Annotated in this window: 12 protein-coding genes; 2 read left to right on the top strand and 10 right to left on the bottom strand. The window is 64.1% G+C overall.

Translation table 11 applies throughout. From position 1 onward, the window contains the following. Positions 1-10 precede the first annotated feature (10 nt). The 5 genes from NOG11_RS05725 to NOG11_RS05705 all read right to left on the bottom strand — a co-directional run bounded on the left by NOG11_RS05725 (position 11) and on the right by NOG11_RS05705 (position 4,570). Entirely contained in the window at positions 11-634 is a 624-nt protein-coding gene (locus tag NOG11_RS05725) for an NADH-quinone oxidoreductase subunit C (RefSeq protein ID WP_256618747.1), read from the bottom strand. Further along, positions 631-921: an energy transducer TonB gene (locus NOG11_RS05720; RefSeq protein WP_256618746.1), complete on the bottom strand. Its 291-nt coding sequence runs from the start codon at positions 919-921 to the stop codon at positions 631-633. Before NOG11_RS05720 ends, NOG11_RS05725 begins: the two co-directional genes overlap by 4 nt. Before the next feature lie 110 nt (positions 922-1,031). Continuing rightward, positions 1,032-1,706, bottom strand: a complete 675-nt coding sequence (locus NOG11_RS05715) for a NuoB/complex I 20 kDa subunit family protein (RefSeq protein WP_256618745.1) — start codon at positions 1,704-1,706, stop codon at positions 1,032-1,034. A gap of 57 nt (positions 1,707-1,763) precedes the next feature. Then, complete coding sequence (gene ndhC, locus NOG11_RS05710; RefSeq protein ID WP_256618744.1) at positions 1,764-2,159, bottom strand: NADH-quinone oxidoreductase subunit A; 396 nt, start codon at positions 2,157-2,159, stop codon at positions 1,764-1,766. Between the two features lie 71 nt (positions 2,160-2,230). Then, on the bottom strand, positions 2,231-4,570 hold the full coding sequence (locus tag NOG11_RS05705) for a sensor histidine kinase (RefSeq protein WP_256618743.1): 2,340 nt from the start codon (positions 4,568-4,570) through the stop codon (positions 2,231-2,233). Positions 4,571-4,868: 298 nt separating this feature from the next. Here NOG11_RS05705 and NOG11_RS05700 point away from each other — a divergent pair, with 298 nt between their 5' ends. Further along, entirely contained in the window at positions 4,869-5,834 is a 966-nt protein-coding gene (locus NOG11_RS05700) for a fatty acid desaturase family protein (RefSeq protein WP_256618742.1), read from the top strand. Positions 5,835-5,963: 129 nt separating this feature from the next. Here NOG11_RS05700 and acs read toward each other — a convergent pair whose 3' ends face one another. The 4 genes from acs to NOG11_RS05680 form a co-directional block, all read right to left on the bottom strand. Then, positions 5,964-7,853 (bottom strand): acetate--CoA ligase, encoded by a 1,890-nt coding sequence (gene acs / locus NOG11_RS05695; RefSeq protein ID WP_256618741.1) that lies wholly within the window; start codon positions 7,851-7,853, stop codon positions 5,964-5,966. Between the two features lie 102 nt (positions 7,854-7,955). Next, positions 7,956-8,633 carry a nitroreductase family protein gene (locus NOG11_RS05690; RefSeq protein WP_256618740.1) on the bottom strand — a complete coding sequence of 226 codons (678 nt, stop codon included), beginning with the start codon at positions 8,631-8,633 and terminating at the stop codon, positions 7,956-7,958. Then, positions 8,633-9,289, bottom strand: coding sequence for a hypothetical protein (locus tag NOG11_RS05685; RefSeq protein WP_256618739.1), 657 nt, complete (start codon positions 9,287-9,289; stop codon positions 8,633-8,635). The genes NOG11_RS05690 and NOG11_RS05685 overlap by 1 nt, the downstream gene beginning before the upstream one ends. 1 nt (position 9,290) lies before the next feature. Further along, positions 9,291-10,343: a phosphotransferase family protein gene (locus tag NOG11_RS05680; RefSeq protein ID WP_256618738.1), complete on the bottom strand. Its 1,053-nt coding sequence runs from the start codon at positions 10,341-10,343 to the stop codon at positions 9,291-9,293. Between the two features lie 140 nt (positions 10,344-10,483). On the opposite strand from NOG11_RS05680, the gene NOG11_RS05675 reads away from it, so the two are divergent. Beyond that, entirely contained in the window at positions 10,484-11,704 is a 1,221-nt protein-coding gene (locus NOG11_RS05675) for a BaiN/RdsA family NAD(P)/FAD-dependent oxidoreductase (RefSeq protein ID WP_370468243.1), read from the top strand. Positions 11,705-11,763: 59 nt separating this feature from the next. On the opposite strand, the gene ctlX is transcribed toward NOG11_RS05675, so the two are convergent. Continuing rightward, on the bottom strand, positions 11,764-12,672 hold the full coding sequence (gene ctlX, locus NOG11_RS05670; protein ID WP_256618737.1) for a citrulline utilization hydrolase CtlX: 909 nt from the start codon (positions 12,670-12,672) through the stop codon (positions 11,764-11,766). Between the last annotated feature and the right edge of the window lie 271 nt (positions 12,673-12,943).

Raw genomic sequence — 12,943 nt, 5'->3', positions numbered from 1 at the left:
GTGACGAAAGCTAGTTTTTGTTGCCTTCAGCCTTTTCGTCGCCCGGCAGCACATACTGGCTGCCTTCCCAAGGCGAGAGATAGTCGAAGTTGCGGTACTCCTGCGTAAGCTGCACCGGCTCGTAGATCACCCGCTGCTGCTCATCGTCCCAGCGCACTTCGGTATAGCCCGTAAGAGGGAAGTCCTTGCGCAGAGGGTGCCCCTCGAAGCCGTAATCGGTGAGAAGGCGCCGAAGGTCCGGATGCCCCTCGAAGACGATGCCGTACATGTCGAAGGCCTCGCGCTCGTACCAGTCGGCATTGGGGAAGACGCCCGTCGCCGTAGGCACCGTATCGCCTTCGGCGTTGGCGAGCTTCACCCGCACGCGGAGGTTCGTCTCCATGCTGAGGAGATGGTAGACGACATCGAAACGCTTGCGCCGCTCGGGATAGTCCACGCCGGCAAGATCCATAAGCTGCGTGAAGCGGCACATCGGGTCCTCACGCAGGAACTTTAGCGTACCGGTGATCTGCTTGCAGGGAACAGTCAGCGTCAGCTCGCCATAGGCGACCTGGCTGGAGATCAGGTTCTCGCCGAGCTGGGAGGCGATGTGGTCCTCGAGCTCGGTGAGGTCGTCGAGAAGGGTGGTGCTCATCCGGTAGCCTCCACATCGAAATTGATCTCGGAACGAACGCCGTAGCGGGGGAGAGCTTCGCCATCCACCATCTTCGGGCTGTACCGCCAGCGAGACACCGCTCTCACCACATACTTGTCGAAGCAAGGATCCAGCGAATCGACGACGCGGACATTGGTGACACGTCCCGTCTTCGTCACGTCGAACTCAACTTCGGTTCTCCCTACTTTTCCGGTTCGACCACGAATGCAGTGTTCGAAACCTTGAGGCGGGACGCGGACCAGAGGCATCGCATCGCGATCGGACATATCCTGGGATGCAGGGGCCGAGGCAAACGGCGGAACCGGTTGTTCAGTGCCGGTGGGCATCGCCGTGCAGCCCACCGCGAACAAACACGTCAAAAGGGCGAAAGAAAACCTCATCGCTCGATCGTCCCCTCGCGCCTGATCTTCTTCTGGAGCTGCAGGAGCCCGTAGACCAGCGCTTCGGCACAGGGCGGGCAGCCTGGTACGTAGACGTCTACAGGTACGATGCGGTCACAGCCCCTCACCACGGAGTAGCTGTAGTGGTAGTAGCCGCCGCCATTGGCGCAACTTCCCATGGAGAGGACGTAGCGCGGCTCGGGCATCTGGTCGTACACCTTACGCAGCGCAGGTGCCATCTTGTTGGTGAGCGTCCCCGCCACGATCATCAGGTCCGACTGGCGCGGTGACGCGCGCGGCGCCATGCCGAAGCGCTCCATGTCGTAGCGCGGCATGGAGGCCTGCATCATCTCCACCGCGCAGCACGCCAGCCCGAACGTCATCCACATGAGCGAGCCCGTGCGCGCCCAGTTGATCACCGCGTCGACTGGCGCAGTCATGTAGCCCTTATCGGCGAGTTCCGCGTTGACGTGGCGGAAGAAGGGGTCCTCGGCCTTAGGGTCGTAGCCCACCACATCCGCGCGCCCAGCCGTGCCGTAGGGCAGATCGCCAGGCGTCAGGGGTTTCGGCTCGGGAAAACGCGCCAGCGGGTTCTCGCTGGGCGGGGTGATGGTCTCGATCTTGGTGGCCTCTTGGCGCGTCTTGACCACCGTCTTCGTATCGTCAGCCATGGGTCAAATCCTTGAAACTAGGGAAGAGATGGGTGCGGAAGTCGCTCGGGGACACCCCTAGCGCCATTCCAGCGCACCCTTCTTCCACTCGTAGAGAAAGCCGATGAAGAACACGGCTAGGAACACGAACATCGACCAGAAGGCGAAGATCTGGAAGTCGCGGTCCAGCCCCAGCTCCGGGTTGAACAGGGTCACCGCCCAGGGGAACAGGAACGCCACGTCGAGATCGACGATGATGAACAGGATGGCAACGATGTAGAACTGCACGTCGAACTTCATCCGCGCGTCCTCGAAGGGCTCGAAGCCGCACTCATAGGTCGAGTTCTTCTGAAGGTCGGGGTTGTTCGGCGCGAAGGTCAGCGGGATCGCCAGGAACACGCCCCCCAGGACGAGCGCCAGCCCGAGAAAGATGATGATCGGCAGGTAGTCGAGGAGGAATGCAGTATCGGCCATGGGCCGCTCTTAGCGGCGCTGCCGCCGGGCGCAAGAAGAACCGGTGCCGCAGCCGCCGCGGGTCCGCTCGATCAGGCGTTCTCGCCCGTCTGCGGCAGGTCCTGGAAATCGGCCGGCTCCCCTTGGGTCTCCAGCCCCTTTGGGATGCCCTTGACGGCGACCAGCGTGCCGCCGCCCGGATGGTCCAGAACGGACAGGACCCCTCCGATCTGCTGCGCCAGATCGGCCATCAGCCTCTGGCCCTGCGAGCCCCCCCTCGGCTCGTCCTTGGACATGCCGCAGCCATCATCGGCAACGGTCAGGGTGATCGTGCTCCCCTCATCGTCGAGGCCGACCGTCACCGTCCCCGTCTGGCTGTCCTCGAAGGCGTATTTATAGGCATTGGTCACCGCCTCGCAGACGATCAGGCCCACCGGGGTCGCCGCGGAGATGTCGAGGGCCACCGGCTCGGCATCGAGCTCGATCGTCACCCCCGGCCGCTCTAGCGCCTCGCCCATCAGCACCACCAGCGCTCGCAGGAAAGCCTCCGCGTCGATGAACTTGTCCTGGCCGTGGTGGTAGATGTGGTGGTGGATGAGGCCCATGGTCCGGGCGCGGTTGGCGGCGTCCTTAAGGCTCGCCTTGTCCGCCCGCGCTTCGACCCGCAGAAGGCTGGTGATGATCTGCAGGTTGTTGGCCATGCGGTGGTGGATCTCCGCGAGGAAGGTCTCCTTGCTCTCGGAAAGCTGTTTCTGCGTCCGGTAGGAGCGGTAGACAGCCAGCGCTGCAATGCTCGCCGCCAGGGCCGCGCCGCCGCCGAGAAACGCCCTGGCCCTCGTGTGTTTCAACACGGCCGCGGTCATCTCCGCCTCCTGTCCGAGGCTGGCGATCTTCATCTCGTTCTCGGCCACCACCCTCTGCAGCTCGGCATTGGCCATGGCCCTGATCTTCTGCTCCTCAAGGCGGTTCTCGCTTAGGGTGAGGGCCACTCGGGCGTAGGCAGCGGCTTCATCGCGGCGGTCGAGCGCGAAGAGCAAATCGCTCATGCTGCGAGCGTATTGGAGGCGCGTCATCAGCTCCCAAGGACTATCGGCAAGGGCCTTCGCCCCTTCGCCTCCAGGGTCCATCAGTCCGCCCGCCCGCTCGAGGGTGGCCTGCGCGTTCTCGATCTCTCCGCGGCGCAGATACTGCTCCGCCGCCCAGGAAAGAGTCTTCGCTGCTGTGGCCTTGTCCGGTACTTGCGCTTCAGCCAGAAGCACCGCCACGGCGTCATCCGCCATCGCCAGCCCCTCCGCCTGGCGGCCTCGAGCATAAAGGATGCGGGCGTAGTCCGAGCCGACGAGCCCATCGTAGTAGCGGTTAGTGAAAGCCCTGCTCGTCTCGTAGGCCCGCGCCAGCCAAAGCTCGGCTTCGGCAAGACGCCCCTCCCCTTCGTGAGCCAAGCCTAGCTGGCGCTGCACCTTGAGAATGGAGTCTTGCCTGTCCGGTGCGGTCTCTCGGAAGATGGCGAGGCTGCGCTCCAGGATCGGGATAGCCTCGTCTCGGGCACCGATCTCGACCAGATTGACCGCTTCGTTGCTCGCTACAGCGGCGACCATGAACAGGTTACCGACGGCCTCGAAGCCGCCCCTGGCCTGACTGTAGAAATTCGCGGCCGCCCCGTAGTTGCCGTTCCGGGCCGCGGCCATGGCGATACTGTTGAGGAGCCAAGGGGACATCGTGTCGAGCCCCGCTTCCCCAGCCGCTTTGGCGGCAGCGAGGCCGCGCCTCTCCATCTCGGCATAGGGTAGCTGGTCGCGCTGCCCTCGATAGAAGACAGCAGCAATCCTGCACGGCCGGTCGCCACCTGATCCTGCAGCGGCTCTTTCGATGTTTTCAGAGCTGCGCTCAGGATCGTAGGCCCAGGAACCGGCCATGAGCTGGCAGACCTCGCCGGCGTCCATCCGCCTTCCCGAGGCAAGAAAGCTCTCATAGGCCGGACGGAGCCACGGCAGCGCATCCCCGTAGGCCCTCGTTCTCACGGCGGACTCGCCCCGCGCAAACTGAAGGTGCGGGAGCAGTCCCTCGAAACCGGCCTGCTCGGCGGCAGTGAAGGCCAGGTCCAGCGCTCCCGTGATCTCGTCCCATTGGCCGTCGGCCTTCCTCCTGGCGGCGAGAGCCGCGTAGAGGTACGCAAGGGACGATAGATCACCGCTTTTTTCGGCAGCTTCGATCAGCTCCTCTATTTCTGCTTCGGTGCTGGCCTTGGCTGGAGCGCTCTTCACCTCCGCTAGTAGCAATGCCGAGCGTAGGGCCGAAGACAGCGAGGGCGGAACTTCGTCTTCGAAAGAAGAAACGATGGCCGGGGTCACCAGGTCGTATCGGCCCTGCGTGAGCAGGCTTTGCGCTGCCGCCTCGGCTTGTCGACCTTTCAAAGCGATTAGGTCGGCCATGCACTCGTCTTTTCCGGCGCTGGTGCCATCGACCGAAGTGCAGCTTGCGGGAATACGAGCAGCAGCACCGTTCCAAGCGCTTGCAAGGATCAGCAGAACAGCGACGGCGATATGCTTCGACTTCAGATTTGCGGTGAGCATCACGAGTTCCGCGGTCGTTTGCGGGAAGGTTCTCGATACCTCACCATATGCTGAGCGGTTTTGACAGCTAGGCCGCTGCGTTTAGGCCGCACGATTTATTCGAAGACAGCAAGGGCCGCTTCTGTCCTGCACCGTGCGAGGATGCTAGAATAGGATTATGCAGCGCACCCCCTTCCGTCCCCGCAACGTTTTCACCGCCGATGAGTGGGCTCGGCTGACCGCGCCGGTGACCTGGCAGGGCTTCGCCCTGGTCGCCCATGCCTGGGCCGTGGTGGCGGCGGTGATGCTGGCCGTGGTGCTGTCCGGCTACCACCCGCTGGTTATCCTGCTCGGCATTCCCATCGTCGGTGCCCGGCAGCTCGGCTTCGGCATCCTGATGCACGAGGCAGCGCACGGTATGCTGCACCGAAACAAGCGCTGGAACGATGTTCTCGGCCAGTGGCTCTCCGCGGCGCCGACTGGCTCGGACCTTAACTGGTACAGGCCCTATCACCTCAGTCACCACCGCCATGTGCAGACCGAGGACGATCCGGACCTCCCCCTCTCCGCCCCTTTCCCGGTGAGCAAGCAGTCCCTGCGCCGCAAGATCATCCGCGACCTCACCGGTCAGACCTTCTTCAAGCAGCGGGCTTTCGCCTTCCTCGGCGCTTACTTTCGCCGCGACATGGTGACGACGCCGGGGGCCGAGGTCATCGCCAGCCAGTCCGGCATGAACCGGTTCCTACTGACCAATGCGGTTCTTCTGGGCGCGCTGATCGCCCTCGGTCACGGCTGGCTCTACCTCTGGTGCTGGCTGCTACCGCTCGCCACCTGGAACCCGCTTGCCACCCGCATCCGCAACATCGCCGAGCATGCCTGCGTGGAGAGCGATCACGGCGAGCCCCTCAGCCAGGCTAGAACGACGCACACGAACTTCCTCGAGCGGATCACCCTCGCCCCCTACTGGGTCGCCTACCATGCCGAGCACCACGCCATGATGTACGTGCCCTGCTTCCGCCTGCCCTTGGCGCACCGGATGCTCGCCGCGAAAGGGGCGCTGGGGAGGACGGACCTTCAGCCGGGCTATCTCAGCGTACTGCGCAAGGTGACGACTTTGCCCGCGCCGAACGGCGCTGCGGCTTAGGAAAGGCGCCCCCTCCGCCTGTTGGGCACCTCACCCACCCGTGGGGGAGGGATGCAGTACCAACGCTGAGTCTTTATCTCACTCCCCCTCTAGAGGGGGAGCTGCCGGCAGGCTGAGCGGGAGGGGCACCTACTCCCCAGGCTTGAAGCCCTTCGCGCCCTCGATCAGCTTGTCCACGATCTCCGGCTCTGCCAGCGTGGACGTATCGCCAAGCTGGTCAGGGTGCCCCTCGGCGATTTTGCGCAGGATCCGGCGCATGATCTTGCCCGAGCGTGTCTTCGGCAGGCCCGGCGCGAGCTGCACCCGGTCGGGGGTGGCGACGGGACCGATCTCCTCACGGACGGTCTTCTTGAGCTCCAAGGCCAGCTCGTCGCTCGGCTCGTAGCCTTCCTTGAGAATGACGTAGCAGTGCACCCCCTGACCCTTCACGTCGTGGGGGTAGCCGACCACCGCCGCTTCGGCAGCGGCCTTGTGGGTGATGAGCGCGCTTTCGATCTCCGCCGTGCCCATACGGTGCCCACTGACGTTCAGCACATCGTCGAGGCGCCCGGTGATCCAGTAGTCGCCGTCCTCGTCCCGCCGTGCCCCGTCTCCGGTAAAATAGGCACCCTTATAGGTCGAGAAATAGGTCTGCACGAAGCGTTCGTGATCGCCCCACACCGTACGCGCCTGACCGGGCCAGCTCTGCGTGATGACGAGCCCCCCCTCTCCTGGCCCCTCGATAGGCTTCCCGTCCGCATCCAGAATAGCCGGGACAATGCCCGGTAGGGGCTTCGTGGCGGCGGCCGGCTTGTCCATGGGGTCGCCGGGCAGCGGGGTGATCATGATGCCCCCCGTCTCGGTCTGCCACCAGGTATCGACGATGTCGCAGCGCCCCTCCCCCGGCACCTCGTGGTACCAGCGCCAGGCCTCGGGATTGATCGGCTCACCGACGGAGCCGAGAAGGCGCAGCGAGCTTCGGTCGTGCTTTGTCACCAGTTCATCGCTCTCGCGCATCAGGGCACGCACCGCCGTCGGCGCGGTGTAGAGGACCGCCACCTCGTGCTTCTCCACCACGGCCCACATGCGCCCGGCGTCGGGATAGGAGGGCACGCCCTCGAACATCAGCGTGGTGCAGCCATTGGCCAGCGGTCCGTAGACGATGTAGCTGTGCCCAGTGATCCAGCCCACATCGGCCGTGCACCAGTAGACCTCGCGCTCGGGCTCGACGCGAAACACCTTCTCGTGGGTGTAGGCAGCGTAGGTCATATAGCCGCCGGTGGTGTGCACTACTCCCTTCGGCTTGCCGGTCGAGCCCGACGTATAAAGAATGAAGAGCGGGTCTTCCGCCTTCATCGGCTCGGGCGGGCAGTCGGGGGTGACGTCGTCCCTCGCCTCGTGCCACCAGAGGTCACGGCCATCCTCGAAGGCCACCTTTTCGTCAGTCACCTGAACCATCAGCACGAGTCGAATGCCGGAAGCCTTCTCCAGCGCCTTGTCCACATTGGCTTTGAGGGGGATGGTCTTGCCGCCCCGCCTGCCGCCATCGGCGGTGATGATGGCCGTCGCGCCGCAATCTTCGATCCGGCTGGCCAGCGCCTCGGGCGAGAACCCTCCGAACACCACCGAATGCACCGCTCCGATCCGGGCACAGGCCAGCATGGCGTAGGCGGCTTCCGGCACCATGGGCATATAGAGGATGACGCGGTCACCCTTCCGTACACCGCGCGCTTTCAGGACGTTGGCCATGCGGCAGACCTCCTCGAAGGCCTCCCGGTAGGTGATCCGTTCAGAGACGTCGGGGCTGTCCCCCTCCCAGATGATCGCTGTCCTGTCCGGGTGGGCCGCCACATGGCGGTCGAGGCACTGGACGGAGGCGTTGAGCACCCCGTCCTCGAACCAGGCGATGCGGAGGTCGTCCTCGGCCCAGCTCCAGTTCCCGGCTTTGCTCGGCTTCGTCATCCAGTCGAGACGCTCGGCCTCCTTCAGCCAGAAGGCGTCGAGGTCGGAGGGTTGTTGGCGGGAGGTTCGGTCGGACATGGCGCGCTCTTCCAGGGTTTTCGCCAGGATAAGACGGACCAGAACCAGCGCCAAAGGGTTGAAGCAGTTCCCCCTCTCCCCTATGGGGAGAGGGAAGCGGGTTCAGAACCCTCGCAACTCCAACAGCTCGCTTGTATCGGCCCGCTCGCTTCGCCAGCCGTTCACGGGAGCCTTCCGATCCGGTACGCCCAACGCCATCCCCGCATAGACGATCTCGTCGTCCTCCAGCCCGAAGCGCTCGCGAAGCTGCGGCCTAACCAACGCCCAGGCCTCCTGCATGCAGGTGCCGAGCCCCTCTTCCTCGGCTAGGAGGGCGATGGTCTGCATCAGCATGCCCATATGCGCCCATTGGTGGTGACCGAAGCTCTTCCGCGTAACAAAGAACAGACCCAAAGGCGCGCCGAAGAAGGAGAAGTTGCTGGCAAGCCACGCCATCCGCGCCATCTTGTCCTCACGCGGAATACCGAGCGCGGCGTAGAGGCTTTCGCCCACCGCGAACCTCCGCGAGCGGTAGGGATCGGCGAGGTTCTTGGGATAGATCGGGTAGCCTTCGTCGTCTCCCGTGGGGTTCGCCATCAGCGAGGCAGCGGCAGGACCGGAAAGCGCCTCCCGCTCCTCCCCTGTCACCGCGATGATCCGCCATGGCTGAAGATTGCCTCCCGAGGGAGAGCGAAGGGCCTTGTCCAAAAGAGCGCGCAGACGCTCTTCGCTCACGGTCTCGTCCGTAAACGCACGGGTAGAGCGGCGCCTGGTCACCGCTTCGCTGACACTCATGGCCATCAGAGGCTCTCCTCGATTTCCGACAGGACCCGCCGTGACAGCTCGAGGCTTGCCTCGGCGTAGCGTACCTGAAGCTGATGGGCGATGATCATGTAGTTCACTTCTCCCACCGCCTCCCTAAGACCGTCATAGTCGCCGTAGAGAGGCTCGACATAGCGGAGCGTGATGCGGCCCGGCGCAAAACCTTCCAACGCCCAGTCGAGACCGCGCTCGGCAACCTCCGTATCAAGATGATAAGCGACGAGAGCCGCCCTCAGCTCGGTATTGCCGAGGCGGCTGAGGGCTCCGGAGGACTGCATCTCAATATAGGTGGGCGAGGGCCTCGCCGGGCGGGAGGCGGAAACCATGGCATCGAGGTGAGCTGTAAGGTCCCGGTCCCCAAGCCTGACATCGCTTTCCATGAGCTGCCTCAGCTCACCCACGAGGCGCAGATACTCCTCTGAGCGCCCCTTCTCGCGGATCAGCGACTGCTCGATCGCTTGGAAGTCCTGTTTGAGCTTGTCGAGCAGGACGGCCTCGCGGGCACGCTCGGCGCGGGCATCGTTCCAGTTGCCGAACTGCACGCCGAGAAACACACCGAAGGTGACGATGAAGAGCTCGGTACCTAAGCGCGGCCAGTTCTGATTTCTGATCCCGTCCAGAAAGCGGCCAAGCATCTTATCCGCCTGCGAACTGCTTCGCCATGGTAGCCAGCGGCGTCACCATCTTGCCGTAGGACAGCGCCTTCTCCGAGCTGGCATTGCCGTCCTTTGCCCTTTTGTAGACCCCTTGAACGATCCCGGCGAGGCGGAACATGTTGTAGGCGAAGTAGAAGTTCAGGTCCTCCGGCACCTCCTGGCCCGTCGCCTCGCGGTAGCGGTCCGTCAGCGCCTTCTCGTCCGGTATGCCAAGCTCCCCGAGGTCGGCGCCCACCAGGCTCGGCCCCCCGCCGGGGCTGAGGGGCATCTTCCAGGACAGGAGGTAGTAGGTAAAGTCCGCCAGCGGATGGCCGAGGGTCGAAAGCTCCCAGTCGATTAGCCCGATGGGCCGGGGTTCGTCCTTCGCCATCATGCAGTTGTCGAGACGAAAGTCACCGTGGATGAGGCAGGTCCGGTCACCCGCCGGAATGTCCTTCGGTAGCCAGTCGATGAGCCAGTTCATGGCCTCGACATCGTCCGTCTCCGAAGCCTTGTACTGCTTCGACCAGCGCCCGATCTGGCGAGAGAGATACTCCCCCTGCGGACCGAAATCGCCCAGCCCTACGGCTTCGTAGTCCACCGAATGAAGCGCTGCGAGGGTGTCGGTCAGCCGCTCGTAGAGGGCGGTCCGCTCGCTCTTCTCCAGCTCCGGCAGCAGCGGGTTCCAGAAGATGCACCCGTCCATGAACTCCATGACGAAGAACTCAGAGCCGATCATCTCCGGGTCGTCGCCGTGGAACAGGATCTTCGGTACAGGAACGGGGGTGTTCTCGAGCGCGGCCATCACCCGCGCCTCGCGGTCCACCGCATGGGCCGAGCCGAGGAGCTTCCCCGGCGGCTTGCGGCGCAGGACATAGCGGCCCTCGGAGGTGGTCAGAAGATAGGTGGGGTTCGATTGCCCGCCCTTGAACTTGCGCACCTCGACGCCGGAAGAAAGGCCCGGCACCGCGTGGCCCGCCCCCTTCTTCAGCCCATCCACGTCGAAAGCGAGGTGTTCGGGCACCTCGCCGAGACCTGCAAAATCGCTAGCCATCCGGGCCTCCTCTTTGTTGTAGAGGGTCTTGGCCGGTTTCCCGCCTCGAACCAAGGGCGGGGTGCTGCACGCAAGGCGCGGCCTTGACGCGAAGGCCCCGCCCCTTTCTGAACACCGCTCGCATGTCGAGGACCTAGCTTATCCACAACCCGGACATCATCGTCATCGGCGCAGGAGCGGCGGGCCTGTTCTTCGCGGCCAAGGCTGGCGAGCAAGGCAAGCGCGTCCTGGTGCTCGACCATGCCAAGCGCCTTTGCGAGAAGATCAGGATCTCCGGCGGCGGGCGGTGCAACTTCACCAATCTCGGCTGCGAGCCGAAGCACTTCCTGTCCGAGAACCCTAAATTCGCCATCTCCGCCCTGCGCGGCTACAGGGCCCACGATTTTTTGGCCGAGGTAGAGGCCGCAGGCATCCCTTGGGAGGAGAAGAAGCTCGGCCAGCTCTTCTGCCAAAGGAGCGCCCAGGACATCATCGACCTTCTGCTGGATGGCTGCTGCCGGGCCGGGGTGATCGTGAAATCCGGTGCTACCATCGGTGAGGTCGGCCATGACGGAGGCGCCTTCACGGTCACTGCGGAGGGTCAGCGCTTGACCGCCCCTGCCCTGGTCATCGCCACCGGCGGCAAGTCGATCCCGAAGATCGGCGCGACAGGCTTCGGCTACGAAGTTGCCAGACAGTTCGGCCTGCCGGTCATCGAACCCCGCCCCGCCCTCGTCCCCCTTACCTTCGGCGGACCGATCAGGGAGATGGCGAAGGAGCTCGCAGGCCTCTCCATCGACGCGTCCGTCGCAGCCGCAGCGCCGCCGGGTACGAAGAAGAAGGCAAAGCCCCCGGCGTTCGAAGACGGCTTCCTCTTCACCCACCGTGGGCTGTCCGGCCCGTCGGTCCTTCAAGCGTCGAGCTACTGGCGCGAGGGGCAGGCGCTAGAGATCGACCTTGCGCCCGCTCGTGACATGGCCGCGACGCTTCGGGAGAGGAAAGCCAGGGGCGGCGCCGTCACCATGCCCGTCGCCCTGGCGGAGCACCTGCCTAAACGGCTCGCTCAGAAGCTTGCCGAGCACCACGGCTGGCAGGGCCGCCTCGCCGACTGGCCGGACCGGCGCATCGAGGAAGCGGCAGACAAGCTTCACCGCTGGCAGCCCCTGCCCGACGGGTCCGAAGGCTACCGCACCGCCGAGGTCACCGCGGGCGGTGTCGATACGGCGGCACTCCATTCCAAGACCATGGAGGCGAAGAGCCTCCCCGGCCTCTACTTCGTCGGCGAGGTGGTGGATGTCACCGGCTGGCTCGGAGGCTACAATTTTCAGTGGGCCTGGGCATCGGCCGTAGCCGCCGCGAAGGCACTGGCGCCCTCAGTTTAGTCTCCCCTCCGGGGAACTCACCACTGCGAGCCGATCACTCACTCCCGCTAGAAGCTTTCTTAAGCGTCCTGACGAAGCGGCAGATGAACACCGGCCATCATGCATCGGGCACTGCCCCCGGACTTTTCGATCGTGGGAAGGTCGGGGGTCAGAATCCGGACCCTTTGCTCTATTTGAACCTGCTGCTTTACGGTCAGCGCTTCCCATCCGCGTTTGGAGATGACCAGCACCGGCCCTTCGGCGGTATCCACCTCAAGCGCATTCCCGGCGAAGTTAGCGATCTGCTTCTGATCGAGCTCGACGACCAAGCGATCAGAGGAAGCGAAATCCTCCTCCAGCATCTGCCGCTCTTCCAGGTCGGTGACGCAGTCGAGCCCAGCGAGGACGATGTTCGCTCCGATGCTCAGCATGACATTGGTGTGGTAGATCGGATGGCCGTGCGCGTCGAAGGCCTCGAAGATCGCCGCCTCGTAGTCCAGGGTCCTGCAAAGCCCGAGAAACAGCTCGGCGTCAGCTCTCAGCGACTGAGCGAGATAGCCGATCCGGCGCTCATGATCGAAAACGATGGCGCCCGTTCCCTCCAGAAAGAGCGCATCGGCCTCGTTGCCGGAAAGGTCGAGCGCGCCGCTCACCTGGTAGGTCCGGCCGAGCTCTTCGAGAATGTCCCCGCGGCGTTCGCGCCTCCTGGACGGTACCAGCATGGGATAGGTGACCAGCCGTCCGTCATGATGGGTGGAGAACCAGTTGTTGGGGAAGACCGCGTCGGGTGTGTCCTCTCGGTCCTGCTCGAAGATATGCACACTGACCCCAGCTGCGGTAAGCTGAAAGGTCATAGCGTCGAACTCCCGAAGCGCCGCCTCCCTGTCCCCCGCCGCCCCCTCGGTTTGGAACGCATTGTCCAGCGCGGTTTCAGGGTTCACGCCGAAGAAGGTCGGACGGATCATGACGACGGCATGGGGGTTCTGCATTCCGCAGCTATGGCAATGCGGAACAAGGCTTGGCAAGCGCCGCGGGAAGGCAGGGGGCATCTGAGGCATACCGGTGAAGGTCAATAGAAAACGGCCTTGCATGCTTGTCTCTCCGTCTGGAAGAGATCGCCGCCTTCATGTCGAGTAAGGACGATTGCAGCTCGAACCTGGATGACCAACGCGTTCATCCTGCTCTGCCTCCCGAAAAGTGGTCCGGGTGATATGTTAGACTTGGCTCCAACTGAGGAGCTGAGGAATGGGACGGAAAAGA

Origin of the sequence: Parvularcula maris (assembly GCF_024505085.1) — a bacterium.
Taxonomy (GTDB): domain Bacteria; phylum Pseudomonadota; class Alphaproteobacteria; order Caulobacterales; family Parvularculaceae; genus Parvularcula; species Parvularcula maris.
Note: the sequence above shows the minus strand (reverse complement) of the source record. Positions and strands in the feature narration are given on the sequence as shown.

What these genes read in the sequence shown, in the direction of transcription:
- NOG11_RS05680 (WP_256618738.1), bottom strand. Translation starts at nt 10,343, where the DNA reads ATGGCTAGCGATTTTGCAGGTCTCGGCGAGGTGCCCGAACACCTCGCT.
- NOG11_RS05700 (WP_256618742.1), top strand. Translation starts at nt 4,869, where the DNA reads ATGCAGCGCACCCCCTTCCGTCCCCGCAACGTTTTCACCGCCGATGAG.
- NOG11_RS05685 (WP_256618739.1), bottom strand. Translation starts at nt 9,289, where the DNA reads ATGCTTGGCCGCTTTCTGGACGGGATCAGAAATCAGAACTGGCCGCGC.
- ndhC (WP_256618744.1), bottom strand. Translation starts at nt 2,159, where the DNA reads ATGGCCGATACTGCATTCCTCCTCGACTACCTGCCGATCATCATCTTT.
- NOG11_RS05690 (WP_256618740.1), bottom strand. Translation starts at nt 8,633, where the DNA reads ATGGCCATGAGTGTCAGCGAAGCGGTGACCAGGCGCCGCTCTACCCGT.
- NOG11_RS05725 (WP_256618747.1), bottom strand. Translation starts at nt 634, where the DNA reads ATGAGCACCACCCTTCTCGACGACCTCACCGAGCTCGAGGACCACATC.
- NOG11_RS05720 (WP_256618746.1), bottom strand. Translation starts at nt 921, where the DNA reads ATGTCCGATCGCGATGCGATGCCTCTGGTCCGCGTCCCGCCTCAAGGT.
- NOG11_RS05705 (WP_256618743.1), bottom strand. Translation starts at nt 4,570, where the DNA reads ATGGCCGACCTAATCGCTTTGAAAGGTCGACAAGCCGAGGCGGCAGCG.
- NOG11_RS05715 (WP_256618745.1), bottom strand. Translation starts at nt 1,706, where the DNA reads ATGGCTGACGATACGAAGACGGTGGTCAAGACGCGCCAAGAGGCCACC.
- ctlX (WP_256618737.1), bottom strand. Translation starts at nt 12,672, where the DNA reads ATGCAGAACCCCCATGCCGTCGTCATGATCCGTCCGACCTTCTTCGGC.
- acs (WP_256618741.1), bottom strand. Translation starts at nt 7,853, where the DNA reads ATGTCCGACCGAACCTCCCGCCAACAACCCTCCGACCTCGACGCCTTC.